Annotated in this window: 21 protein-coding genes; 20 read left to right on the top strand and 1 reads right to left on the bottom strand. The window is 43.7% G+C overall.

Features of this window, described 5'->3' with window-relative positions; genetic code table 11:
- Positions 1-82 precede the first annotated feature (82 nt).
- The 12 genes from xseA (at position 83) to JI667_RS01870 (ending at position 13432) form a co-directional block, all read left to right on the top strand.
- Positions 83-1450: an exodeoxyribonuclease VII large subunit gene (gene xseA / locus JI667_RS01925; protein ID WP_206849721.1), complete on the top strand. Its 1368-nt coding sequence runs from the start codon at positions 83-85 to the stop codon at positions 1448-1450.
- The gene (gene xseB / locus JI667_RS01920) at positions 1437-1670 is read left to right on the top strand and encodes an exodeoxyribonuclease VII small subunit (RefSeq protein ID WP_206849719.1); all 234 of its coding nucleotides are present in this window, start codon (positions 1437-1439) and stop codon (positions 1668-1670) included. Before xseA ends, xseB begins: the two co-directional genes overlap by 14 nt.
- 2 nt (positions 1671-1672) lie before the next feature.
- A complete protein-coding gene (locus JI667_RS01915) occupies positions 1673-2563 on the top strand; it encodes a polyprenyl synthetase family protein (RefSeq protein ID WP_368077869.1) in 891 nt (296 codons plus the stop codon).
- A gap of 701 nt (positions 2564-3264) precedes the next feature.
- Positions 3265-3897 (top strand): hypothetical protein, encoded by a 633-nt coding sequence (locus JI667_RS01910; protein WP_206849717.1) that lies wholly within the window; start codon positions 3265-3267, stop codon positions 3895-3897.
- Positions 3898-3918: 21 nt separating this feature from the next.
- Positions 3919-5811: a 1-deoxy-D-xylulose-5-phosphate synthase gene (dxs, locus tag JI667_RS01905; protein WP_206849715.1), complete on the top strand. Its 1893-nt coding sequence runs from the start codon at positions 3919-3921 to the stop codon at positions 5809-5811.
- Between the two features lie 2 nt (positions 5812-5813).
- Entirely contained in the window at positions 5814-6650 is an 837-nt protein-coding gene (locus JI667_RS01900) for a TlyA family RNA methyltransferase (RefSeq protein ID WP_206850503.1), read from the top strand.
- Positions 6651-7250: 600 nt separating this feature from the next.
- Positions 7251-7700 carry a transcriptional regulator AhrC/ArgR gene (ahrC, locus tag JI667_RS01895; protein ID WP_098353657.1) on the top strand — a complete coding sequence of 150 codons (450 nt, stop codon included), beginning with the start codon at positions 7251-7253 and terminating at the stop codon, positions 7698-7700.
- Positions 7701-7809: 109 nt separating this feature from the next.
- Entirely contained in the window at positions 7810-9519 is a 1710-nt protein-coding gene (gene recN, locus JI667_RS01890; RefSeq protein ID WP_206849713.1) for a DNA repair protein RecN, read from the top strand.
- 125 nt (positions 9520-9644) lie between these two features.
- A complete protein-coding gene (gene spoIVB / locus JI667_RS01885; RefSeq protein ID WP_206849711.1) occupies positions 9645-10934 on the top strand; it encodes a SpoIVB peptidase in 1290 nt (429 codons plus the stop codon).
- A gap of 324 nt (positions 10935-11258) precedes the next feature.
- On the top strand, positions 11259-12038 hold the full coding sequence (gene spo0A, locus JI667_RS01880) for a sporulation transcription factor Spo0A (protein WP_206849709.1): 780 nt from the start codon (positions 11259-11261) through the stop codon (positions 12036-12038).
- 277 nt (positions 12039-12315) lie between these two features.
- A complete protein-coding gene (locus tag JI667_RS01875; protein WP_206849707.1) occupies positions 12316-12528 on the top strand; it encodes a hypothetical protein in 213 nt (70 codons plus the stop codon).
- 169 nt (positions 12529-12697) lie between these two features.
- Positions 12698-13432, top strand: a complete 735-nt coding sequence (locus tag JI667_RS01870) for a glycerophosphodiester phosphodiesterase (protein ID WP_206849705.1) — start codon at positions 12698-12700, stop codon at positions 13430-13432.
- Between the two features lie 13 nt (positions 13433-13445).
- On the opposite strand, the gene JI667_RS01865 is transcribed toward JI667_RS01870, so the two are convergent.
- Positions 13446-13688 carry a DUF2627 domain-containing protein gene (locus JI667_RS01865; protein WP_206849703.1) on the bottom strand — a complete coding sequence of 81 codons (243 nt, stop codon included), beginning with the start codon at positions 13686-13688 and terminating at the stop codon, positions 13446-13448.
- A 125-nt stretch (positions 13689-13813) separates the two neighbouring features.
- On the opposite strand from JI667_RS01865, the gene JI667_RS01860 reads away from it, so the two are divergent.
- From JI667_RS01860 to JI667_RS01825, 8 genes are all read left to right on the top strand, one after another.
- Positions 13814-15883, top strand: a complete 2070-nt coding sequence (locus JI667_RS01860) for a sigma 54-interacting transcriptional regulator (protein WP_206849700.1) — start codon at positions 13814-13816, stop codon at positions 15881-15883.
- Positions 15884-16018: 135 nt separating this feature from the next.
- Positions 16019-16927, top strand: coding sequence for a phosphate butyryltransferase (gene yqiS / locus JI667_RS01855; RefSeq protein ID WP_206849699.1), 909 nt, complete (start codon positions 16019-16021; stop codon positions 16925-16927).
- 43 nt (positions 16928-16970) lie between these two features.
- On the top strand, positions 16971-18068 hold the full coding sequence (bcd, locus tag JI667_RS01850; protein WP_206849696.1) for a Leu/Phe/Val dehydrogenase: 1098 nt from the start codon (positions 16971-16973) through the stop codon (positions 18066-18068).
- A gap of 136 nt (positions 18069-18204) precedes the next feature.
- A complete protein-coding gene (gene buk / locus JI667_RS01845) occupies positions 18205-19326 on the top strand; it encodes a butyrate kinase (protein ID WP_206849686.1) in 1122 nt (373 codons plus the stop codon).
- Positions 19327-19346: 20 nt separating this feature from the next.
- Positions 19347-20771 (top strand): dihydrolipoyl dehydrogenase, encoded by a 1425-nt coding sequence (gene lpdA, locus JI667_RS01840; protein ID WP_206849684.1) that lies wholly within the window; start codon positions 19347-19349, stop codon positions 20769-20771.
- 103 nt (positions 20772-20874) lie between these two features.
- Positions 20875-21873, top strand: coding sequence for a thiamine pyrophosphate-dependent dehydrogenase E1 component subunit alpha (locus tag JI667_RS01835; protein WP_206849663.1), 999 nt, complete (start codon positions 20875-20877; stop codon positions 21871-21873).
- Positions 21874-21887: 14 nt separating this feature from the next.
- Positions 21888-22871 (top strand): alpha-ketoacid dehydrogenase subunit beta, encoded by a 984-nt coding sequence (locus JI667_RS01830; protein WP_206849661.1) that lies wholly within the window; start codon positions 21888-21890, stop codon positions 22869-22871.
- Between the two features lie 45 nt (positions 22872-22916).
- On the top strand, positions 22917-24230 hold the full coding sequence (locus tag JI667_RS01825; RefSeq protein ID WP_206849659.1) for a dihydrolipoamide acetyltransferase family protein: 1314 nt from the start codon (positions 22917-22919) through the stop codon (positions 24228-24230).
- The last annotated feature ends 407 nt before the right edge of the window (positions 24231-24637 follow it).

The raw sequence follows: 24637 nt of genomic DNA, 5'->3' as shown, positions 1-24637 counted from the left end.
CAGGCTAATTGCTGGTCCCTTTCCGTTTTCCTGCATATAAAAATCCACCAGATCATGAACGAAAATAAAGGAGTCATAGAGCATGGAACTTGATCAGTCTCGATATTTAACGGTACAAGCTCTGACAAAATACATAAAAAGAAAATTCGATAAGGATCCCCACCTCTCCAACCTGTTTGTGCGGGGGGAAATTTCCAACTTCAAAAGACATTCGAGCGGCCACATGTATTTCACCTTGAAGGATGAAAAAGCCCGTATATTGTCTGTGATGTTTTCAAGCAACAATCAATCCCTGAAATTCAGGCCTGAAAATGGGATGAATGTGTTGATACGCGGGGATATCTCTGTCTATGAATCAGGTGGTCAATATCAGATCTATGTAAAAGAAATGCAGCCTGATGGGATAGGTGAACTTTATTTAGCGTATGAACAACTGAAGGAGAAGCTCGAGAAGGCCGGCTACTTTGATGGAAGCCGAAAACGGGTGATTCCCAAATTCCCTAAACGGATTGCTGTGGTTACCTCCCCGACAGGTGCTGCAATCCGGGATATCATTACAACGATCAAACGGCGTTTTCCGATTGGTGAAATTCTCGTATTTCCCGCATTGGTCCAAGGAGATCATGCGGCTGCCTCGATTGCCGGAGCAATGGGTAAGGTGAATGACATAGGGGATATTGACGTGATGATCATCGGCCGTGGTGGCGGGTCAATAGAAGAATTATGGGCGTTTAACGAAGAAATTGTGGCCAAAGCCATCGTGGAGTCCGGCGTTCCCGTCATTTCAGCTGTCGGACATGAAACGGATTTCACCATCGCAGACTTTGTCGCGGATCTTCGGGCCCCTACCCCTACAGCTGCCGGTGAACTTGCGGTTCCCCATATAGATGACTTAATGGAGAGAATCATGAACCGTAAGTTACGTTTAATTAAATCCTTTAAAACCAAGCTCCAAAGTGAAAGAAGCCGATTGAATGGATTGATGAAGTCTTACGCTTTAAGAAATCCCCGCAACCTCTATCAGCAGAAGATTGAGACGGTCGACAGGTTAACAGATCAGCTTCAAAGAAATATCAGTCTACATGTGAAGCAGAACAGGGATCAAATAGGCTCACTTCATTCCAGGCTGCAGCGGGTTCATCCATCGCAACTCATCAAGAGGCAGAATGAACGGGTGTTGTTTATGCAAACCCGGTTGGAGAAGCAATTTAAACAGGTGCTGAAGGAAAAGGATCATCGGTTCAGTTCAGCTCTTTCTACCCTACATGCCTTAAGTCCATTGAAGATTATGGACAGGGGGTATAGTTTGGTTTACCAGAATGAAGGTACATTGATTAAATCATCTCGACAAGTCAAAACAGGCGACCGTTTGGAGATCAATGTCAGAGATGGGAAAATACATTGTGAAGTGGAATCTGTTGAGGAGCGTGAGGAAAATGGCAAAGTCTAAAGAAGAGCTATCATTTGAAACAGCAATGGATCAGTTGGAGGAGATTGTGGAGAAATTGGAAGAAGGGGAAGTTCCTCTGGAAAAGGCGCTGGAATTTTATCAAAAAGGAATGGACCTTTCGAAATACTGCCATGATACCCTGCAAAATGCAGAAAATCAATTAACAAAAATGATGACAGATGAAGGGGAAAAATCCTTTGATCTTGATGAGGGGGAATAAAAGTGAATCCTCCCATTACATTGAAAGAGTTTCAACAGGAGCATGGAGAATTGATTACCAATCATATGGTTAAAAACGTTGAGAGGCTCTCCATGCCTCATTTATTAAAGGAGGCCATGGTTTACTCCCTGCAGGCAGGTGGGAAAAGAATTCGTCCCATCCTCCTGTTAGCTGCAATCAAGACTTTCAATGAGGACCCGATGCTGGGTTTGAATACTGCGGCTGCTCTTGAAATGATTCATACATATTCCCTCATCCATGACGACCTTCCTTCCATGGATGATGACGATTTAAGGAGAGGAAAGCCGACCAATCATAAAATGTTTGGGGAAGCAGCCGCTATATTAGCCGGCGATGGTCTGCTCACATATAGCTTTCAGCTCATAGCAGAAGATGCTGCCTTAACAAGTGATAAGAAGGTAAAGCTAATTGCCTTACTCGCACGGTGTGCAGGTCCTGAAGGCATGGTGGGAGGACAAGCTGCAGACATTGAAGGTGAAATGAAGCAGCTTTCAGCTAACGAGCTTGAGAACATTCACGTTCACAAGACGGGAAGGTTACTCACGTTCAGTGTTAAGGCCGGTGGGATCATCTCCGGGGTGTCAAGATTTGAACTCGAGCTTCTTGAGCGGTTTGCTTTTCATATCGGCCTTGCTTTTCAAATTCAGGATGACATCCTTGATATTGAAGGATCAGAAGAAATGATTGGTAAACCGGTCGGGAGCGACGAATCGAAACATAAGAGTACTTATCCAAGTATATTGACGATGAAAGGCGCGAAGGAGAAGCTGCAATTCCATTTGGATGAAGCGTTAACGTCCATTGATGAATTGCCGGTGGACTCAAGTCTGCTTACAGAAATTGCCCAATTGATCGTTTCAAGGAATCATTAAAACCATTCTTTGTTTGAGCAAAAGATTTAACATATGTTATAATATGATTAGAATTAATTTTGGGGTGGTGCAGTATTCTAGTCAGTCCACCAATCTTGAAGGTGGGCCTAAAAATCCACTAAAGGGCACATCGATGAAGTTCCTGGAATTGGCTTGAGGCGCCCAGCTTTGGGTCATATCTGGGAGTAAGGCTTGAGGGCGATCCACAATGGCATGTGGGCGTTGACCCGCGAGCCGCGGAGGCTTTGTTTCTTATGCTGGCATTAAGCATATGCAATAAGAACAAAGTATGAACCTGTGATGTGATGATTCACTAGCAGCGTAGCCTGCCTTGAGTGAAGAGTGAGGGGATTATGGTTACAGGGTACACATCAGTTGGCCATTGATATGTGCTTTTTCGTCCATATGAAATCCTCTTTGCAAAAGAGGCTAAGGATTGCGTTAAGGACTGTTGAGGAAAACTCCTAGACTGTTCATATACGGACATATAAAGAGGATTATAGTGCGGACTAAGTGGTAATCCAGTCTAGCTTGTGGTGACGCGGCTAAGTCGGGTTTAATGGGAAACCGCCGGTATGGCAACATCCGGTACCTGATTGGGAAAACCTACTGGACCTAAGCTGCAATTTTTACTCTTTATATGACCCCCCAATTACATATAAACAAACTATTTACACAAGAAACGGTGTGTTTAAACGATAATGAATGAAACGATGAAAAACTCAATAAAATGGAGTGTCAGCATTGCCGTTATCACATTTGTGTTAGCGGCTATTTTTTCAGTCACATCCAATATGGTTTTAAATGGTGTCGCATGGTTTACAGGGCTCATCGTCGTGTTGATCATCGTCTTCATCGGGATCTTTTTTGATATGTTGGGAATCGCAGCTACAGCGGCTGATGAAACCCCCTTTCATGCCATGGCAGCCAAAAAGGTGTACGGTGCCAAATATTCAATTAAAATAGTACGTAACGCGGATCGGTTTGCGAGTTTCTGTAATGATGTAATCGGTGATATATCAGGGATCATAAGCGGGACGGCCTCGGCTATTGTCCTGATTCAGCTGGCTGTTTCCTTCCACCTTGAAGGGGGATCCTTGAGGGAGTATATCGTAAGCGTGACCCTTACAAGCATCATCGCTTCTTTGACCGTCGGAGGCAAAGCGCTTGGAAAAACGTTTGCTATCACCTATTCTAAGGATATAATATTTAGAGTTGGTAAAGTTCTACAATTCCTTGAAGATCGATTCCATATCGTATTGATCAAAGATAAAAAAGACAAAAAAGATAAAAACAAGAAAAAAACTTATAAGCGTGAGAAACAAAATATTTAGTAATGAAAGTGAGTGGACCCCATGGATTTATTATCAATAAAGGAGCCTTCTTTTCTAAAAACCATGTCAAATGAACAATTGGAAGAGCTCAGCCAGGAGATTCGCCAATTCTTAATCAAGAATCTATCCAAGACTGGCGGTCATATTGGTCCAAACTTAGGGGTGGTCGAATTAACTGTTGCCCTCCATAAGCATTTTAACAGTCCAAAAGATAAAATCCTTTGGGATGTTGGTCACCAATCGTACGTTCATAAGATTTTAACAGGTAGAGCTTGTCAGTTTGACACTCTCCGTCAGTACAAAGGGTTATGCGGTTTTCCAAAGCGTAATGAAAGCGAGCACGATGTATGGGAAACAGGTCACAGTTCTACGTCACTTTCTGCAGCCATGGGTATGGCGATCGCCAGGGACGTTAAAAAGGAAGATTCCTATATCATCCCGGTGATCGGGGACGGTGCCTTGACAGGGGGAATGGCACTCGAGGCTCTGAATCATATCGGTCATGAGAAGAAGGATATGATTGTGGTTCTGAATGACAATGAAATGTCCATCGCCCCGAATGTAGGGGCCCTTCACAATGTACTGGGACGCCTTCGCACAGCAGGCAAATACAACTGGGTGAAGGATGAAATGGAGTATATCCTCAAGCGCATCCCTGCTGTAGGAGGGAAACTTGCGAGTACTGCCGAGCGGGTAAAAGACAGCTTAAAGTATTTATTCGTATCGGGCATGTTCTTTGAGGAGCTGGGATTCACCTACTTGGGACCAATCGATGGGCATGATTATCAAAATCTTTCTGAAAACATCCAATATGCAAAGAAGACCAAAGGGCCCGTCCTTCTACACGTGATTACGAAAAAAGGGAAAGGGTTTCATCCAGCAGAGTCAGACAAAAAGGGGACTTGGCACGGCACAGGACCGTACAAGATTGATACAGGGGATCTGATCAAGCCGGTTAATGCACCTCCATCATGGAGTGGCCTTGTCAGTGAAACAGTTCGTAAGGTTGCCCGTGAGGATGAACGGATTGTTGCCATCACCCCCGCTATGCCGGTAGGCTCAAAACTTCTTGGTTTCGCCGAGGAATTTCCTGACCGGATGTTTGATGTAGGAATTGCCGAGCAACATGCTACAACGGTGGCGGCAGGACTTGCCACTCAGGAAATGAAGCCGTTTTTAGCTATATATTCTACCTTTTTGCAAAGAGCCTATGATCAGGTGGTCCACGATATATGTCGCCAGAATTTAAATGTTTTCATTGGAATTGACCGTGCCGGCTTAGTAGGTGCTGATGGTGAAACCCATCAAGGTGTATTTGATATCGCATTTTTAAGACATTTACCGAACATGGTCATCATGATGCCAAAGGATGAGAATGAGGGACAGCATCTTGTCAATACGGCACTTCAATATGATGAAGGACCTATCGCTTTACGCTACCCTCGTGGAAACGGCTATGGGGCACCGATGGATCCTGAATTGAAGACGATCCCTATTGGAACGTGGGAAGTATTGAAGCACGGAACGGATGCGGCCATCCTAACCTTTGGGACAACGATCCCCATGGCCATGGAAGCGGCTGCCGACCTTGAAAAACAGGGGTTATCTGTCCGGGTGGTAAACGCGCGTTTCATCAAACCCATGGACGAAGCCATGTTGAAGAGTATCCTGGAAGAAGAAATGCCAGTGCTGACGATAGAAGAGGCGGTGCTTCAAGGCGGATTCGGAAGCGGAGTCCTCGAGTTTGCACAGGAACAGGGATTCCATGACGCTGTGATCGACCGTATCGGAATCCCGGATTACTTCATAGAGCACGGAAGCGTAAAGGAATTATTGAACGAAATTGGTATGACGAAAGAAAATGTAGTGGATCGGATTTTGACGATTACACCAAAAAAACAAAAAAGGGCTTAATGATGAAAGTAAAAAAACAACGTGTAGACGTACTTCTAGTTGAAAGAGGATTAATTGAAACAAGAGAAAAAGCGAAACGGGCCGTCATGGCGGGACTAGTCTACTCCAATGAAATGAGACTGGACAAGCCGGGTGAAAAAGTCAGTGAAGATATCCCCCTGACAATGAAGGGGAAAGTCATCCCTTATGTGAGCCGCGGAGGATTGAAGCTTGAGAAAGCCCTGCAGGTCTTCGACGTGGAAGTAGACGGGAAAGTGATGATTGATATCGGTGCTTCCACAGGGGGATTCACGGATTGTGCCCTTCAAAACGGTGCCAAGATGTCCTATGCCCTTGATGTAGGATACAATCAATTAGCCTGGAAGCTGCGACAGGATGAACGGGTAGTCGTGATGGAAAGGACCAACTTCCGTTACGTCACCCCCGCTGATCTGGAAGGGGAAATGCCAAGCTTTGCATCCATCGATGTATCCTTCATTTCCCTTTCCTTGATACTCCCTGTCCTGAAAACATTGCTCGTACCTGGCGGGGACTGTGTCGCATTAATCAAGCCGCAATTTGAAGCAGGGAAAAACCAGGTTGGAAAAAAAGGAATCGTAAGGGACCCGGCCGTGCACAAGATGGTCATCGAGAAGATTATGACCCTGGCAATCAAAGAAGGCTATCATATCGCCGGTTTGTCTTACTCTCCTATTACAGGTGGAGACGGAAATATTGAATTCCTCATTCATCTGAAATGGTCAGGTAAAGATGGTGAAGGAGAGTCCCTCCTCACCACCACACCGGTTGAGGTGATCGAGGAAGCGCATCAACAATTTAAGGCGAAAACGCAGCAGTAAAATAGGGCCACTCTTCTTCGGAGGGTGGCTTTTTGATGTCTTTAGCAGGCCTTTTAAAAATAAAACAGTTCCTTAAGTGAATGAATTTATCCAAAAGGCTATCCTAAACAGGGGTTATGACTATTCCTTTCAATTTTTCAAGAAATGTCACGTGGCGTTACTGAAAAGGGCTAAATTTCATGAAAATCTGAAGTGAACCTTATTTTTCGGACCAACACCTTATGCTTGTCGCCCCAACCCAAGCCGCCTCTGCTTTTCATTGTCCAGCTCCAGGGGCTTGGGGCTCGAGGTCATAAGTCAAGCAACCCAAAAAGGCAAAGAGCGCCTTTCCGGGTTACTCGCCTTATGCTTGTCGCCCCAGAACGAGCCCCTTCCGCTTTTCATTATCCAGCTCCGGCGGCCAGAGGCTCGAGGTCATAAGCCAAACATCCCAAAAAGGTAAAGATCGCCTTTGTGGGATGTTCGTCTTATGCTTGTCGCCTCAACCCAAGCCGCCTCTGCTTTTCTTTTTTATTGTACTTCCATTCGAAATAGGCTAACATAAGCGTAGAGGTATATTTATACAGGATTTAATCCAATGTAAGAGGTGTATGTTCTATGATGAACAAGGGGCAAAGACATATTAAAATCAGGGAAATCATTACGAATAGAGATGTTGAAACACAGGATGAGCTTGTGGAAAGCCTGAAAAATGCAGGTTTTAATGTAACCCAGGCAACCGTGTCAAGGGATATCAAGGAGCTCCATCTCGTTAAAGTTCCGCTGATGGATGGCAGATATAAATACAGTTTGCCGGCGGATCAACGATTCAATCCCCTTCAAAAGTTAAAGCGGACATTGACGGATGCTTTCGTGAAAGTGGATCAGGCAGGGCACATGCTGGTGATGAAAACGTTACCCGGCAATGCAAACGCCATCGGTGCATTGATCGATAACCTGGACTGGGAAGAGATATTAGGGACCATTTGTGGCGATGACACTTGTTTGATCATTTGCCGGACAGAGGAAGAAACCAGAGTCGTTTCGGAACGATTTTTAGATATGTTGTAAAGGAATTATGAGTACAATGGGTCTTTTATGACCCCAATACAAAATCCAATAGGATGCTTTTCTTTTGAGTATGTAAGGGGAAAGCTCCTTTTTATTTGAGGTGAATGTTTTGCTACAAGAACTATCAATCAAAAATTTCGCCATAATCGATTCCCTCTCCCTTTCCTTTGAAGAAGGATTGACCGTATTATCGGGTGAAACGGGTGCTGGTAAATCGATTATCATCGATGCCATTCATTTATTGGTTGGCGGTAGAGGATCTTCTGAATTTGTACGGCATGGAGAGAAAAAGGCTGAAATTGAAGGGTTATTTATTCTTGATAATGAAACTCATCCTTGCTTTCGTAAAGCGGCGGACTTCGGGATTGAGATAGAGGAAGGCATGATCATCCTCAGAAGGGATATCTCAAGCACTGGAAAGAGTGTTTGCAGAATCAATGGCAAGCTGGTGACCATCGCCATCATGAGGGAGGTCGGGGCATCTCTCATCGATATCCATGGACAGCACGAACATCAGGAGCTTATGAATGAAAGCCTGCATCTCTCCTTATTGGATCAATTCGGGGGTAGTGAAATTGCCTCTGGTTTATCCAGCTACGGACAAGTATATAAAGAATATCTTTCCATCTATAAGCAATTAAACAGATTAAATGAGAACGAGCAGGAGATGGCGCACCGCCTGGATCTCATTCAATTTCAGCTGAAGGAAATCCATGATGCGAATTTACAGCTGAATGAAGATGAAGAGCTGTTGGAAGAAAAACGGAAGCTGATGAATTTCGAACGCCTTTTTGAAGCGCTTCAAACGTCCTATGATAGCATTCAGGGTGAGAGAAAAGGGATGGACTGGGCAGGACTTGCCATGAGCCATCTTGAAACGGCTGCAGAGGTGGATTCCCAGTATGAAAAGACATTTGAATCCGTATCGAATGCCTATTATATACTAGAAGATGCCGCCCATCAGGTGCGCGGAGCGTTGGATATGCTTGAGTTCGAGCCGAATCGTTTGGATTTGATCGAAGCAAGATTGAATGAAATCAATGGTCTCAAGAGAAAATATGGAGCATCAGTGGAAGAAATTCTTGCGTACAGTTCAAAGATTGAAGAAGAAATCGAAACGATCATGAATAAGGATTCCCATGTTGAACATTTGCAAGGCAAGTTACATTCGTTGGAGAAAGATTTATCACTGGAAGCGAAAAACCTCTCCCAAACGCGAAAGCATTGGGCAAAAAAATTGACCGCGAGCATTCATGAACAGTTAAAGCAGCTGTATATGGATAAGACGAAATTTGAAGTCCGTTTTGTGAAAAGTGGAGAGGGTGAATCCTTTTCCTTTCAACATTTCAAAAAAGATGGGTGGGACACGGTTGAGTTTTATATCTCCACCAATCCTGGAGAGCCTTTGAAGCCTTTATCTAAAGTGGCTTCAGGTGGAGAACTTTCAAGGATCATGCTCGCTCTTAAGACCATCTTTTCAAAACATCAAGGAATTACTTCGATTATTTTCGATGAAGTGGATACGGGTGTGAGCGGAAGAGTCGCACAGGCGATCGCCGAAAAAATTTATCATGTTGCCGTCCATTCCCAGGTTATGTGCATTTCCCATTTGCCACAGGTGGCTGCTATGGCAGATTGTCACTTATTCATCTTCAAAAAACTGTCCGGTGGCAGGACAAGTACTATGGTGAAACGGCTTCAGGAGAAAGATAAGATTAAAGAAATCTCTCGCATGATATCGGGTGTGGAAATAACCGATTTAACTCTCGAACATGCAAAGGAACTGCTGCAGTTGGCGGGATCCATAAAAGAAACATGAAAAGCTATCCAATTCGGGTAGCTTTTTTTCGTGATTACCAGTTATAAATGTGACTCTTAAAGGCAAAATTATAACTGTAGCCAATAGTTAGTGTGTGTGGATTAGAAGCGAGGAGAGTGAATATATTGAGTTTAGATTGGTTAAGGAAATGTATAGGTGGAATTCTCCTTGTTTCGCTTTGTCTTATTGGTTTTTACAAGCCGGTTCAACAATTTATCAATACACCGAACACTGTAAGAATGATGGAAGGGGATCAAGTTGCTCTCCCCAAGGCTGCATCTGTCACGACTATGGGTTCGTCGCATAATGGACATGTTCAAGTAGAAGAAGGAAAGGGGCAGCTCTCCATCCAGGGAAGTTCTGTAGGGAAGGACGAAGTGGTCTTTGAGCTCGCCGGTTTACCTATTAAAAAGGTCGATGTGGAAGTACTGAAGGATTTCAAAGTGATTCCTGGTGGGCAATCCATTGGGGTCAAGTTAAATACTGTTGGGGTGTTGGTGGTTGGTCATCATCTGGTTGATACAGATGATGGGAAATTGTCCCCCGGCGAAAAAGCCGGGATTCAGGTAGGGGACATGATTACAGAAATAAATGGATCAAAAATTGAAGAGCTTGCTGATGTTGCTCCTTTTGTTCAGAAGGCGGGAGAGGAATCCAAATCTCTTGACGTGGTGATCAAGAGAGAGCAAAAAACGGTAAAGACACACTTGCTCCCCTTGAAGGAAAAAGGGGATACAAATTACAAATTGGGTCTGTATATCCGTGATTCGGCAGCAGGTATTGGTACCATGACATTTTATGACCCTAAGTCCAAGAAATATGGTGCACTTGGCCATGTGATTTCAGATATGGATACAAAGAAGCCGATCGTAGTTGAGAATGGTGAAATCGTGAATTCGGAAGTAACGTCCATTCAAAAAGGCACGGATGGGAAGCCGGGGGAAAAGTTAGCCCGCTTTTCATCTGACCGGAACGTCATCGGTAATATCACACGTAATAGTCCTTTTGGAATTTTTGGTGAACTGAATCAGGCCATCGAGAATGATCTGATGGATAAACCGATGCCAATCGCTCTCTCTCATCAAGTGAAAGAAGGACCAGCTCAAATCTTGACTGTAGTGGATGGGAAAGAAGTAGAAATGTACGACATTGAAATAGTGAGCACCATCCCGCAGAAGTATCCGGCAACAAAAGGGATGGTTCTGAAGGTGACTGATCCAGAGCTCCTAAAGAAAACAGGCGGGATCGTCCAGGGAATGAGCGGAAGCCCGATCATTCAAAACGGGAAGGTCATCGGGGCTGTCACCCATGTATTTGTGAATGACCCGACCAGTGGATATGGTGTCCATATCGAATGGATGCTGAGTGAAGCTGGAATCGATATTTATAAAAAAGATCATAACCGAGCAAGCTGAAGTGAGAAAACCCTTACCAAAGTACCGAACCCGGGTGCTTTTAAGGGTTCTTTTTTTATAAATTAAACGGATACAACCGTCTTTTTACATCATATTGGTTTGCTAAAGAGAGCTTCTCCTTGTTAAAATAAAGAATATTCGACAAACGGAAGAGTTAATATCGAATAGGGTCGAAATATAAAGAAATCTTTAGAAAATCGAAGAAAATATAATATTTTTCAAGTTTTTTTCAAAAATAAAAGGAATTTGGGTTGCATTGTCGAAAAAGTAATTTAGAATAAAATTACAGAGATGAATTAATTAGGATTGAGGAGGAAACCTGTAGTGAAATCGATTAAAGTATGTGTTGTGGACGATAACCGTGAACTAACGTCATTATTGGAGGACTACATCGCTTCACAAAATGATATGGAAGTAGTAGGGATTGCTCATAATGGTCAAGATTGTTTGGACTTATTAGAAGAAGTCGATCCAGATGTCCTGGTCTTAGATATTATCATGCCCCATCTGGACGGGCTGGCAGTATTGGAACGACTTCGTGAAAAGAAGAGCATTCCGAACGTAATCATGCTTACTGCCTTCGGTCAGGAAGATGTTACGAAGAAAGCTGTAGACCTTGGAGCTTCTTATTTTATCCTAAAACCATTCGATATGGAAAACTTAGTGAGTCATATCAGACAAGTTAGCGGCAAGTCAAACCCAATCATCAAAAAACCTTCCTCGTCCAGAATGAATACAGAGCAAAAACCAAGAAACTTGGATGCAAGTATTACAAGCATCATCCACGAAATCGGCGTGCCGGCACATATTAAAGGTTATTTATATTTAAGAGAAGCGATTTCAATGGTCTATAACGATATCGAGCTACTCGGTTCCATCACCAAGGTCCTTTACCCGGATATCGCAAAAAAATACAATACGACTGCATCACGTGTAGAACGGGCGATTCGTCACGCCATCGAAGTGGCTTGGAGCAGAGGGAACATCGATTCCATTTCCTCTTTATTCGGATATACCGTCAGCATGTCGAAGGCAAAGCCGACCAATTCTGAATTTATCGCTATGGTGGCCGACAAACTTCGCCTGGAGCATATGGCTTCCTGAAAAAGGAAGGAATAGCCCGCGTCTGACAAAGAATAAAATCATACGAACGTGAAAAACCCTCTGAGCCCCTTAAGTTCATTGGGTTTTATTTTTGTCGGTATTTTTTTGTGAAGTATATCCTTCTCTCCATTCCTCTCATATTTAACTCCTTACACTGAGAGCATAGACACAGGAACAATCGCCTCTTTTTTCATTTATTGGTGTTTCGCCCTTACAGCATGTCCCCTGAGACATAAGATAAAGTGTAGTGCAATAAGAAAACAGGGGAGGTGAGACGATGGGATACTACCGCAATAATGACTATGTAGCAGGAGCAAATGACCGTTGCAGAAACAATGATGTAGGCGGAGCTTCTGACAATAACTTCAGAGTACCTGTTAAAGCTTATATCAGAGGGGAAGATTTCTGTAAAGCCGTGCGTCGTTGCAGAGAAAACGATGTAGCAGGTGAAATGGACAACCGCTGCAAATGCAGATGCCGCTGGTTCTAATTGAACCTCGAAAAATCCTGAGTTAGTTTCTCAGGATTTTTTTATTTTGATGATCGTATTTAAAAGGTTCATGCTTTGTGGTCGGATGAAATAAGTTTATAATGGAGTCAGTCATACGACTACACAGGGGAAAAAAGATACTTAAAGACCAAACGAAGGAAGTGAACACATGACGCTAATCTTTGCTCATCGTGGATCTGCCGGTACTCATCCCGAAAATACTATGGAAGCTTTTTATGAAGCCGAAAGAGTGAAAGCTGATGGAATTGAATTGGATGTTCAGCTGACCAAAGACGGAGAAGTGGTCGTGATCCATGATGAAACTGTCGATCGGACAACGAATGGAAAAGGATTCGTCAAAGATTATACATTAAAGGAAATTCAAAAACTTCAAGCGAATTTTAAATTTAAAAGCAAGCTATTCAAGAAAAATCGTGTTCCTTCACTGAGAGAGGTTTTTCTGTGGATGCAGAGAAATGATCTTCTTTGTAATATAGAGTTGAAAAACAGTATCATTGACTATCTGGGACTGGAACAGAAGGTGATCGGATTAATCCGCGAATTCGGATTTGAAAAGAGAATCATCATCTCATCATTTAATCACTATTCGATTGTGGCTTGTTACCAATTGGAGCCTGCCGTGGAAACTGCACCACTGTACTCATCAGGATTATTCATGCCCTGGATTTATGCCCAGTCTTTAAGGGCGAAAGCGATACACCCCAACCTGAAAGCTGTCAGGGATGAAATCATCATCGAGGCGATGAATAACGGGATTGCTGTCAGACCTTACACGGTGAACAAGGTGGAACAAATGGAGAGATTACTGAATATAGGATGTTCGGCATTTGTAACGGACTATCCTGAAAAAGCATGGAAGCTGAGGGAAAGTAAAAAAGGCTAGCGCTGTCAAAGCGCTAGCCTTTCTTGTTGTTGAATCGGGATTGAACTTTATTGCGTTTTCGATCACGATGCAGGACGAATCCTGCAATGAATCCGAGACCGCAAATGAAAAATAGTAACCCGATAATAAACTGCACCCATAAAAAGGGGATGGGAGGCTGCAGGATCCCAAATAACATATCTCTCATCAGCTTAATCCCTAGAGCAGCAAATGCACCGGGAATCAACATAATAATAAGGGCAATTAGACGGGCCATGAGATGTTTAACTCCTTTACGTTTCCATACTAAAATTCTAACTCCAAGTAGAAAATTGTCAAGTTTCAAAAAGTAGTGTAACATTATGATTGTGAAAAAAATTGCAGGTGTCGGGGTGAAGAAAGTTGCAAGAGGTTCTAATTGTCGGGGGCGGTAAGGGTGGGACAGCAATATTGCAGATTCTACACGAAGTCTCCGTTATGAAAGTGATTGCCGTGGTAGACCTAAATAAAAATGCTCCAGGTATCCAGCTTTCTAAAGAGCTTGACATTCCTGTAGGTACTGATTGGCGGCCATTCCTCAGTGATTCCGTTGACATCGTCATCGAAGTGACCGGTGAACAGGAAGTGTTTGAACAGATAAGAGATAAGCGTGGGAAAAACACCGTTATCATACCTGGTAGTGTGGCTTTCCTTATTTCCAAGCTTCTTGAAGAAAAAGAAGACCTTATCCATCAATTGACGAGTGAGTCCTTTAAAAGGGATCTTATTTTTAACTCTACTGATGATGGCATGGTTGGGATTGACGATCGTGGCATCGTGATGCTCTTTAATAAAAGTGCAGAGCGAATGATCGGAAAGAAGCAGGAAGATGTGATGGGTATTCATATTTCCGAAGTGATTCCTGAAAGTAAATTGACCAGAACGATCGAGACAAGGCGAACGGAAATCAATCAGGAGGTCATACTGGGGAATGGATTGAAAATCATCTCCAATCGGATTCCGATGATCACAGAACAAGATGAAATCATCGGTGCCTTTTCTGTATTCAAAGATATCACGGAAGTGGTGAATCTGGCAGAAGAAATAACCAACCTCAGAGAAATCCAGACGATGCTTGAAGCCATCATCCATTCCAGTGATGACGCGATCTCCGTCGTCGATGAAGAAGGTAAGGGGATTATGATAAACCCTGCGTATACCAGGATCACGGGTCTTTCTCAGGAGGAAGTGATCGGAAAGCCTGCGACGGCAGATATTTCCGAAGGGGAAAGCATCCATTTGAAAGTGCTGCAAACCCGGAGAGCGATCCGCGGGACGAGGATGCGCGTTGGCCCCAAACGCAAGGAAGTCATTGTCAATGTAGCACCGATCATCGTGAACAACAAGCTCAAGGGAAGCGTCGGGGTCATCCATGACATGTCTGAAATTCAATCTCTTACCCAGGAATTGGACCGTGCGAGGAGAATCATCCGCACTCTAGAGGCGAAGTATATGTTTGAAGATATTATAGGTGATTCCGAGGAAATGATGATTGCCATCGAACAGGCAAAACTGGGGGCGAAAACTCCTGCAACCGTCCTCCTGCGCGGAGAATCTGGGACCGGGAAGGAATTGTTTGCCCACGCCATACATAATGCGAGTAATCGCAAGTTTAATAAATTCCTCAGGGTCAATTGCGCTGCGTTATCTGAGAACTTATTGGAAAGCGAATTATTCGGGTATGAGGAGGGGGCTTTTACCGGAGCGAAGCGCGGTGGTAAGCGAGGGTTGTTCGAAGAAGCGAATAACGGGAGTATCTTCCTCGATGAAATAGGCGAATTAAGTGCGAATACCCAGGCGAAATTATTGAGGGTTCTTCAGGAAAATGAAATTGTAAGGGTCGGAGGTACGAAATCAATCCAAATCAATGTCCGCGTCATCGCTGCTACGAATGTAAACCTCGAAAAGGGGATAGCCGATGGATCATTCAGGGAAGACCTGTATTATCGCCTCAACCGAATGCCGATTCAAATACCTCCACTAAGACAGCGCAAATCCGACATTCCACTCATTTCAGAAGCTTTGATCACGAAGATCAACCAGGACTACGGAAGGAATGTAGAGGGAGTGACGGAGACAGCCATGAGCAAGCTTATGAATTATCATTGGCCCGGGAATGTGCGGGAGCTTGAGAATGTGCTGGGAAGAGCCATCATCTTTATGAACTATAATGAAGTCAAAATAGATGGTAAGCATCTACCTCAATTAGAGAATACAGGGAAAACCTACTTCAACGCAGGGGAAGTTGCTTCTCGAGAAACAGGGGGGGATCTTGCAGCCCAAGTTGAAAAGTATGAAAAAAATATAATTCAAAAGGTTTTAGAGCAGAATAAAGGTAATAAAACGGCTACTGCTAAAGCGTTGAACGTTTCAGTGAGAAACTTATATTACAAAATTGAAAAATATAACATTGAAATAAATAGCATGAAATAATTTGCATGGTACGAAGAAAGTTGCAGGGTGGATAACGCGGTTATAAAGCGTTTTCAGTAATTTAAAGTTGGCACGCTTCTTGCAAGAAGTTTAATGGATACAAAAAAACAGAAAAAAGGGGTTGAAACGACATACATGAATCTACAATCTATAGTGGAAAACGCAACCCGAATCGAAAACTCAACTGTAGCCGTGGCAGCTGCAGAAGATAAAGAAGTTCTTGGTGCTGTCGCCATGGCGGTTGAAAAAAAGATGGCTGACTTTTTATTGTTCGGTGATAAAGAGGAGATCCTCTCCATTTTAGAAGAGGTTGCTCCAAACCTCATATCTCATAGCAGTATCAAAATCAAGCATGCATTTTCTCCCCAGAAGGCAGCCGAACTTGCAGTGAAGGCGGTAAAGGAAAATGAAGCAGGTACATTGATGAAAGGGAACGTCCCGACTGCTGTCATCTTAAAAGCAGTATTAAACAAGGAGTGGGGCCTTCGTACAGGTAATGTCCTTTCACATGTTGCGGCATTTGAAGTGGAAGGATATGAGAGGCTGACCTTCATTACCGATGCAGCCATGAATATCAGTCCCGATGTCCAGCAGAAAGCCCAAATCATTGAAAATGCCGTGGGAATCGCCCGTTCAATCGGTGTGGACCTGCCGAAAGTAGCAGCGATTGCCGCTGTGGAAGTTGTGAATCCTGCAATGCAGGCAACAGTTGATGCCGCTTCTCTTACGATGATGAATCAAAGGGGGCAAATTCGCGACTGTAAAGTGGACGGACCCTTAGCCCTTGACAATGCCGTTTCCCGCCATGCCGCCGAGCATAAAGGAATCGAAAGTGAAGTGGCCGGGCAAGCAGATATCCTTCTTGTGGCAAATATTGAAACTGGAAATGCTCTATATAAGTCCTTAATCTATTTTGCCAAGGCTAAAGTTGGGGCTGTCATCGCTGGAGCAAAAGCACCAATTGTATTAACATCCAGGGCGGACAGTGCAGAAAGTAAGTTATATTCATTGGCACTGGCCATATGCTCTGCTTCTAATAAATAATTACAAACAACCTAAAATCAAAAGACTACAGGGGGAAATAAAAATGAAAATTTTCAGCTATATGGAACAATATGATTATGAGCAATTGGTATTCTGTCAAGATGAAGCATCAGGTTTAAAAGCGATTATTGCCATTCATGATACAACTCTTGGACCAGCTCTCGGAGGAACCCGTATGTGGACATACGAATCGGAAGAAGCGGCAATTGAAGATGCACTGCGACTTGCAAAAGGTATGACTTATAAAAATGCAGCTGCAGGACTTAACCTGGGTGGAGGAAAGACGGTCATCATCGGTGACCCCCGCAAAGATAAAAACGAAGAAATGTTCCGTGCATTCGGACGTTATATCCAAGGACTGAACGGTCGCTACATTACTGCTGAAGATGTGGGGACAACGGTTGCGGATATGGATCTGATCCACGAAGAAACGGACTATGTAACAGGCATTTCACCAGCTTTCGGTTCTTCCGGTAACCCATCCCCTGTAACAGCTTATGGAGTATACCGTGGAATTAAAGCAGCAGCGAAAGAAGCATTCGGTACAGACTCCTTGGAAGGGAAGACAATTGCCGTTCAAGGTATCGGAAATGTTGCATACAATATGTGCCGTCACCTTCATGAAGAAGGGGCAAACCTCATCGTAACGGATATCAATAAAGAAGCCGTTCAACGTGCAGTGGATGAATTCGGTGCCAAAGCTGTTGACATCAACGATATTTATGGTGTTGATTGTGATATCTTCGCACCATGTGCTCTAGGGGCGATTATCAATGATGAAACCATTCCTCAGCTAAAGGCGAAAGTCATTGCAGGGGCTGCGAATAACCAGTTGAAAGAAACTCGTCATGGTGATGCTATCCATGAGATGGGTATCGTTTACGCACCGGATTATGTGATCAATGCAGGAGGCGTCATTAACGTAGCAGACGAATTATACGGCTACAACAGCGAAAGAGCGATGAAGAAAGTAGAGCAGGTATACAACAACGTTGAACGTGTAATTGAAATTGCCAAACGTGATAACGTCCCAACATATGTGGCTGCGGACCGTATGGCAGAAGAACGCATTGAAAAAATGCGCCGGTCAAGAAGCCAATTCCTTCAAAACGGTCATCATATCCTTAGCAGACGCGGATAATAAGAAGAGTGAACGCTTTACTTTGAAATGAAGTGAAGCGTTTCTTCCCTGTTATAACGAACATCGAACAAAGTAAGGGGTTATCTATCATAGGGGGAAAATTCTTTCATGCAAACAATACAATCTAGCTGCCCAAATGGAGGTAACAACAGTGCAAGAAACCAAACATCGAATTCTCGTCATTAACCCTGGATCAACATCAACCAAGATTGGTGTTTTTGATGATGATCGCTCAATCTTTGAGAAAACGATCCGTCATGATACAGAAAAAATCAATGAATTTCCAACCATTATAGATCAATACGAATTCAGGAAAACCACCATTCTTCAAACGTTGGATGAAGAAGGAATCAATGTTTCAAAGCTAAGCGCAGTCTGCGGCCGTGGAGGACTACTGAGACCAATCGAAGGTGGTACCTATTTAGTGAATGCTGACATGCTTAAGGATTTGAAAGAAGGATTTTCAGGCCAGCATGCATCGAATCTGGGTGGTATATTAGCATTTGAAATCGCTTCTGGATTGAATATTCCTTCTTATATCGTGGACCCCGTAGTAGTGGACGAGCTTCAACCCCTTGCCCGCGTATCGGGATTCTCACTGATTGAAAGGAAAAGTATTTTCCATGCATTAAACCAGAAAGCGGTAGCAAGAAGGGTCGCGAAGCAGTTGGGGAAGAAATATGAAGATCTTAACCTGATCATCACTCATATGGGTGGTGGAATCACGGTAGGGGCCCACCGAAATGGGAAGGTGGTCGACGTGAATAATGGATTGCACGGCGATGGTCCATTCAGTCCTGAACGAGCGGGGACCGTACCTGCCGGTGATCTGGTCGATCTATGTTTTTCCGGGGACTATTACCGTGATGAAATCATGAAGAAACTTGTCGGACAAGGTGGCCTGGTCGGTTATCTTGGCACAAATGATGCAGTTAAAGTCGAAAAAATGATTGAAAATGGCGATGATAATGCCAAAGCCGTATATGATGCGATGGCGTACCAGATTGCGAAAGAGATCGGCTCGGCAAGTGCAGTCCTGAATGGTAAAGTCGATGCCATAGTGCTGACGGGTGGACTTGCATATGGGAAGGAATTTGTAAAGGCGATAAGCGATCGAATCAATTGGATAGCGGATGTCGTCATCCAGCCTGGAGAAAATGAACTTCAGGCTCTTGCTGAAGGAGCACTCAGGGTCTTACGAAATGAGGAAGACTACAAGATGTACCCGGGAAATGTAAAAAAAGAAGCGAGAGTATAAAAGCGGAGGAGGACTCAAGATTGGCAGAAGAATATGATTTAGTCATTCTAGGGGGAGGTACGGGTGGATATGTAGCAGCCATACGTGCTTCTCAACTTGGATTAAAAACAGCAATCGTTGAAAAAGGGAAACTGGGAGGAACATGCCTTCATAAAGGTTGTATTCCAAGTAAAGCTCTTCTTCGCAGTGCTGAAGTATATGCAACGGCGAAACACAGTGAAGACTTTGGTGTGAAAATCAATGGGGTAGAGCTCGATTTCACCAAGGTTCAATCAAGAAAAGACGGAATCGTCGAGCAGCTTCACAAAGGGGTTCAACACCTGATGAAACAGGGGGAAATCGATGTTTTCGAAGGACTTGGACGCATTCTCGGACCTTCTATCTTTTCACCTATGCCTGGAACGATTTCCGTGGAAATGAACAACGGGGAAGATAATCCGATGCTGATTCCGAAGAATGTCATAGTGGCAACAGGCTCAAGACCCCGTTCACTGCCTGGACTTGATATCGATGGAGATTTTGTTCTATCTTCAGATGAAGCGCTTTCACTTGAGGCGCTTCCGAAATCGATTATCATCGTCGGTGGCGGTGTCATCGGAATCGAATGGGCTTCAATGCTTTCTGACTTTGATGTTGAAGTAACCGTTGTTGAATACGCTGATAAGATCGTACCAACGGAAGATCATGAGATTTCGAAGGAAATGCAGCGCTTAATGAAGAAAAAAGGCGTCAAAATCGTGACAGGTGCCAAGGTGCTTCCTGAATCCTTAGAAAAAGGGGACGGAGAGGTTACGATTAAAGCGGAGCACAAAGGGGAAGAGAAATCCTTTACAGCTGAAAAAATCCTTGTTTCTGTCGGCCGTCAAGCAAATGTAGAAGGCATCGGTCTGGAAAACACAGATATTAAAGTGGAAAAGGGTTTCATTGAGGTCAATGAATTCTTCCAAACCAAGGAATCCCACATCTATGCAATCGGTGATGTAATCGGTGGACTTCAATTGGCCCATGTCGCTTCTCATGAAGGAATCACGGCAGTTGAACATATGGCAAATGAAAATCCGGATCCGATTGACTATTCACTTATTTCTAAATGTATCTACAGCAATCCTGAAATCGCAAGTGTCGGTATCACAGAACAGGAAGCGAAAGAAAAAGGATACAACTTAAAAGTCGGTAAATTCAGCTTTAGAGCCATCGGTAAAGCCCTTGTTTATGGGGAATCGGATGGTTTTGTGAAGATCATTGCCGACAAGGACAGTGATGATATCCTAGGTGTTCATATGATCGGACCTCACGTAACGGATATGATTTCCGAAGCTGGTCTGGCGAAAGTATTAGACGCAACTCCATGGGAGATTGCCCATACCATCCATCCTCATCCATCCTTATCAGAAGCGATTGGAGAAGCAGCACTCGCTGTGGATGGAAAGGCGATTCACTCTTAAGAGAACGGAGAAGGCTTATTAGCCCTCTTAATGAAAGAAAATCAGTAAAAGGTAGAGGTCTTCTCTACCTTCCAACCATTAGATTGTGTAGGAGGTAAACAAAATGGCAGAGAATCGTCATGAAGAATTAGGTCTTTCCAATGAGAAAGTATTAGAAATGTATGAAACCATGCTGCTTGCCAGGAAAATCGATGAGCGCATGTGGTTATTGAACCGTTCGGGTAAAATTCCGTTTGTTATTTCCTGTCAGGGTCAGGAAGCGGCTCAAGTAGGTGCTGCATTCGCCTTAGATCGCGAGAAGGATTTCGTTCTTCCTTACTACCGCGATATGGGTGTCGTTCTGACATTCGGTATGACTGCTCAGGAATTAATGCTATCAGGTTTTGCCAAGGCAGAAGATCCAAACTCTGGCGGACGTCAAATGCCGGGTCACTTCGGTCAAAAGAAAAATAATATCGTAACGGGTTCATCTCCTGTAACGACTCAAGTCCCCCATGCAGTGGGAATCGCTCTTGCAGGAAAGATGGAGAAGAAAGACGTTGTGACGTTTGTCACATTCGGTGAAGGATCTTCCAACCAGGGTGATTTCCATGAAGGGGCAAACTTTGCAGGTGTACATAAACTTCCTGTTATTTTCATGTGTGAAAACAATAAATATGCGATCTCAGTTCCGATTGAAAAACAATTGGCCTGTGAGAAAGTATCAGACCGCGCCATTGGATACGGCATGCCTGGTATCACTGTAGATGGAAATGATCCCATCGAAGTATATAAAGCTGTTAAGGAAGCCGCTGACCGCGGTCGACGTGGTGAAGGTCCAACGCTTGTTGAAACAGTTTCTTACCGTTTAACTCCTCACTCCTCTGATGATGATGATCGCAGCTACCGTTCTCCTGACGAAGTGGCCAAAGCGAAAACAAATGATCCAATCATCACCTTTGGTGCTTACTTAAAAGAAACAGGCGTCATGAATGATGAGATTGAAAAAGACATCAATGACCGCATTATGAAACTTGTGAACGAAGCAACGGATTATGCAGAAAATGCTCCATATGCTGAAGCTGAATCAGCGATGAAGTATGTATACGCAGAAGAGAAGTAAGGGGGAATTCAATCATGCCAGTAATTTCATACATTGATGCCGTAACGATGGCCATAAGAGAAGAAATGGAACGAGACGAAAAAGTATTCGTTCTAGGTGAGGACGTTGGAAGAAAAGGTGGGGTCTTCAAAGCCACTCATGGATTGTACGATCAGTTCGGAGAAGACCGGGTTATCGATACACCTCTTGCGGAGTCTGCGATTGCAGGTGTCGGAATCGGGGCTGCTATGTACGGTATGAGACCGATTGCTGAAATGCAGTTTGCTGATTTCATCATGCCGGCTGTGAACCAAATCATATCTGAAGCAGCACGTATCCGTTACCGCTCGAATAATGATTGGAGCTGCCCGATGGTCATCCGTGCACCTTATGGTGGTGGAGTACATGGAGCGCTCTATCATTCGCAATCCGTAGAGGCCGTGTTTGCCAATCAGCCTGGATTAAAGATTGTTATGCCTTCTACTCCTTATGATGTAAAGGGCTTACTGAAAGCGGCGATCCGCGATGAAGATCCGGTATTATTCTTTGAACATAAGCGGGCTTACCGTCTAATCAAAGGAGAAGTACCTGATGATGATTACACTCTTCCAATCGGTAAAGCAGATGTGAAGCGTGAAGGGGAAGACATCACGGTCATCACATACGGTCTGTGTGTTCACTTTGCTCTTCAAGCTGCAGAAAAACTTGCCCAGGACGGAATTGAAGCGCATATCCTGGACCTGCGCACCATCTATCCGTTAGATAAAGAAGCAATTATTGAAGCAGCTTCTAAAACAGGTAAAGTCCTTCTTGTAACTGAAGACAATAAAGAAGGAAGCATCATGGGTGAAGTTTCAGCCATCATTGCTGAAAATTGTTTATTTGAGCTGGATGCTCCGGTTAAACGTCTTGCCGGTCCAGATGTGCCGGCTATGCCATATGCACCGACAATGGAAAAATACTTTATGATTAACCCGGACAAAGTAGAAAAAGCAATGCGTGAACTTGCAGAATTTTAATCCCCGTTAACACCAATTAAACGTAAAAGTAAGGAGGGTTCCTCATTGGGTATTGAAAATATGAAAATGCCTCAGCTAGGGGAAAGTGTTACAGAAGGTACGATTAGTAAATGGTTGGTGTCACCTGGTGATACCGTTAATAAATATGACCCGATTGCAGAAGTGCAAACGGATAAAGTAAATGCAGAAGTACCATCTTCCTTCACAGGTACGATTAAAGAACTGATTGCCGAAGAAGGGGATACTCTTGAAGTCGGGGAAATCATTTGTTCGATTGAAATTGAAGGTGGAGGTTCAGCTCCTGTTGAAGAAGCTCCGAAAGAAGCGCCTAAACAGGCAGAAAACGAATCAACTGCACCGAAAACAAAAGCTCCGAGCAAAGATAGCGGAAATAAAGCAAGGTATTCTCCTGCCGTATTAAAGCTATCTCAAGAGCATGATATTGATCTAAATCAAGTGGAGGGTACCGGTAACGGCGGCCGAATCACTCGTAAGGATCTAAAGAAAATCATAGAATCTGGATCAATTCCAAAGGCTGGAGACGCTCCGGTACCTAAGGCTGAAACACCGGCTCCACAGCAAGCGCCTGTGGAGGACGCGGCGCCGGCACAACCGGCCAAACCTTCTGCACCTGCCGCGAATGTTCCTGTCGTACCTGGGGACATTGAAATTCCGGTTTCAGGAATCCGCAAAGCGATTGCATCCAACATGGTACGCAGTAAGCATGAAGCGCCGCATGCATGGACGATGATGGAAGTGGATGTAACCAATCTGGTTGACTACAGAAATTCCCTTAAGACAGAATTTAAGCAACGTGAAGGGTATAATCTGACATTCTTTGCATTCTTTGTGAAAGCAGTAGCCCAAGCCCTTAAAGAATACCCACAAATCAATTCAATGTGGGCGGGAGATAAGATTGTCCAGAAGAAGGACATCAACCTTTCCATTGCAGTAGCTACGGATGATGCACTTTATGTTCCAGTGATTAAAAATGCAGACGAAAAAACAATCAAAGGAATTGCTAGAGAGATCACAGAGCTTGCCGGAAAAGTCAGAAGCGGTAAATTGACTTCCCAAGATATGCAGGGAGGAACGTTTACGGTTAATAATACCGGGTCATTTGGTTCGGTACAATCGATGGGAATCATCAATTACCCTCAAGCAGCAATCCTTCAGGTTGAATCGATCGTGAAACGCCCAGTTGTCATGAACAACGGAATGATTGCCGTTCGTGATATGGTGAATCTATGTATGTCACTTGATCACCGTGTTCTCGACGGATTAGTATGCGGAAGATTTTTACAACGTGTAAAAGAAATTCTAGAAAACACATCAAAAGAAAATACATCTTTATATTAAATAAAACAAAGGACTGACCCTGGGAGGTTGGTCCTTGTTTTATTTTGCAGCTAGATAAAATGTCCCGGGACATGTGGATTCCCGGATGCTTCGATTCGGGAAAAGCTTATCATTTATAACTAGAAGAATATTCTAAATTTAGTTGGCTTTTTACCAGTAGTTCGTTTTACTGTTTCCTCAACAACTGAATATACCCTCTGCAACTTCCCGCTCATTTCTAACTTTATTCAAATAAGAAAAGTGGAATACCGGCACCTATTACTCTGTTGCAAATCCGGTGAAACCCAATATATTCCTGGAGTTATAATGCTTGTGTGGCTATATGCTCATTTAAAATGAGTGGGTTCGTGACTTTTCTATTAAATACTGAATATTCAGATTTATTTCGACATTAATTTACAACATCC

It is taken from the genome of Bacillus sp. NTK074B, from assembly GCF_017303375.1.
GTDB lineage: Bacteria > Bacillota > Bacilli > Bacillales > Bacillaceae_B > Rossellomorea.
This window is presented reverse-complemented; position numbering and strand designations above follow the sequence as displayed.

Excerpts from the sequence above, each read along its gene's own strand:
- buk (WP_206849686.1), top strand. The coding sequence starts at position 18,205 with ATGGAGGTAACAACAGTGCAAGAAACCAAACATCGAATTCTCGTCATT.
- JI667_RS01835 (WP_206849663.1), top strand. The coding sequence starts at position 20,875 with ATGGCAGAGAATCGTCATGAAGAATTAGGTCTTTCCAATGAGAAAGTA.
- dxs (WP_206849715.1), top strand. The coding sequence starts at position 3,919 with ATGGATTTATTATCAATAAAGGAGCCTTCTTTTCTAAAAACCATGTCA.
- xseA (WP_206849721.1), top strand. The coding sequence starts at position 83 with ATGGAACTTGATCAGTCTCGATATTTAACGGTACAAGCTCTGACAAAA.
- xseB (WP_206849719.1), top strand. The coding sequence starts at position 1,437 with ATGGCAAAGTCTAAAGAAGAGCTATCATTTGAAACAGCAATGGATCAG.
- JI667_RS01875 (WP_206849707.1), top strand. The coding sequence starts at position 12,316 with ATGGGATACTACCGCAATAATGACTATGTAGCAGGAGCAAATGACCGT.
- bcd (WP_206849696.1), top strand. The coding sequence starts at position 16,971 with ATGAAAATTTTCAGCTATATGGAACAATATGATTATGAGCAATTGGTA.
- JI667_RS01910 (WP_206849717.1), top strand. The coding sequence starts at position 3,265 with ATGAATGAAACGATGAAAAACTCAATAAAATGGAGTGTCAGCATTGCC.
- JI667_RS01870 (WP_206849705.1), top strand. The coding sequence starts at position 12,698 with ATGACGCTAATCTTTGCTCATCGTGGATCTGCCGGTACTCATCCCGAA.
- JI667_RS01830 (WP_206849661.1), top strand. The coding sequence starts at position 21,888 with ATGCCAGTAATTTCATACATTGATGCCGTAACGATGGCCATAAGAGAA.
- JI667_RS01900 (WP_206850503.1), top strand. The coding sequence starts at position 5,814 with ATGAAAGTAAAAAAACAACGTGTAGACGTACTTCTAGTTGAAAGAGGA.
- JI667_RS01865 (WP_206849703.1), bottom strand. The coding sequence starts at position 13,688 with ATGGCCCGTCTAATTGCCCTTATTATTATGTTGATTCCCGGTGCATTT.
- yqiS (WP_206849699.1), top strand. The coding sequence starts at position 16,019 with ATGAATCTACAATCTATAGTGGAAAACGCAACCCGAATCGAAAACTCA.
- ahrC (WP_098353657.1), top strand. The coding sequence starts at position 7,251 with ATGAACAAGGGGCAAAGACATATTAAAATCAGGGAAATCATTACGAAT.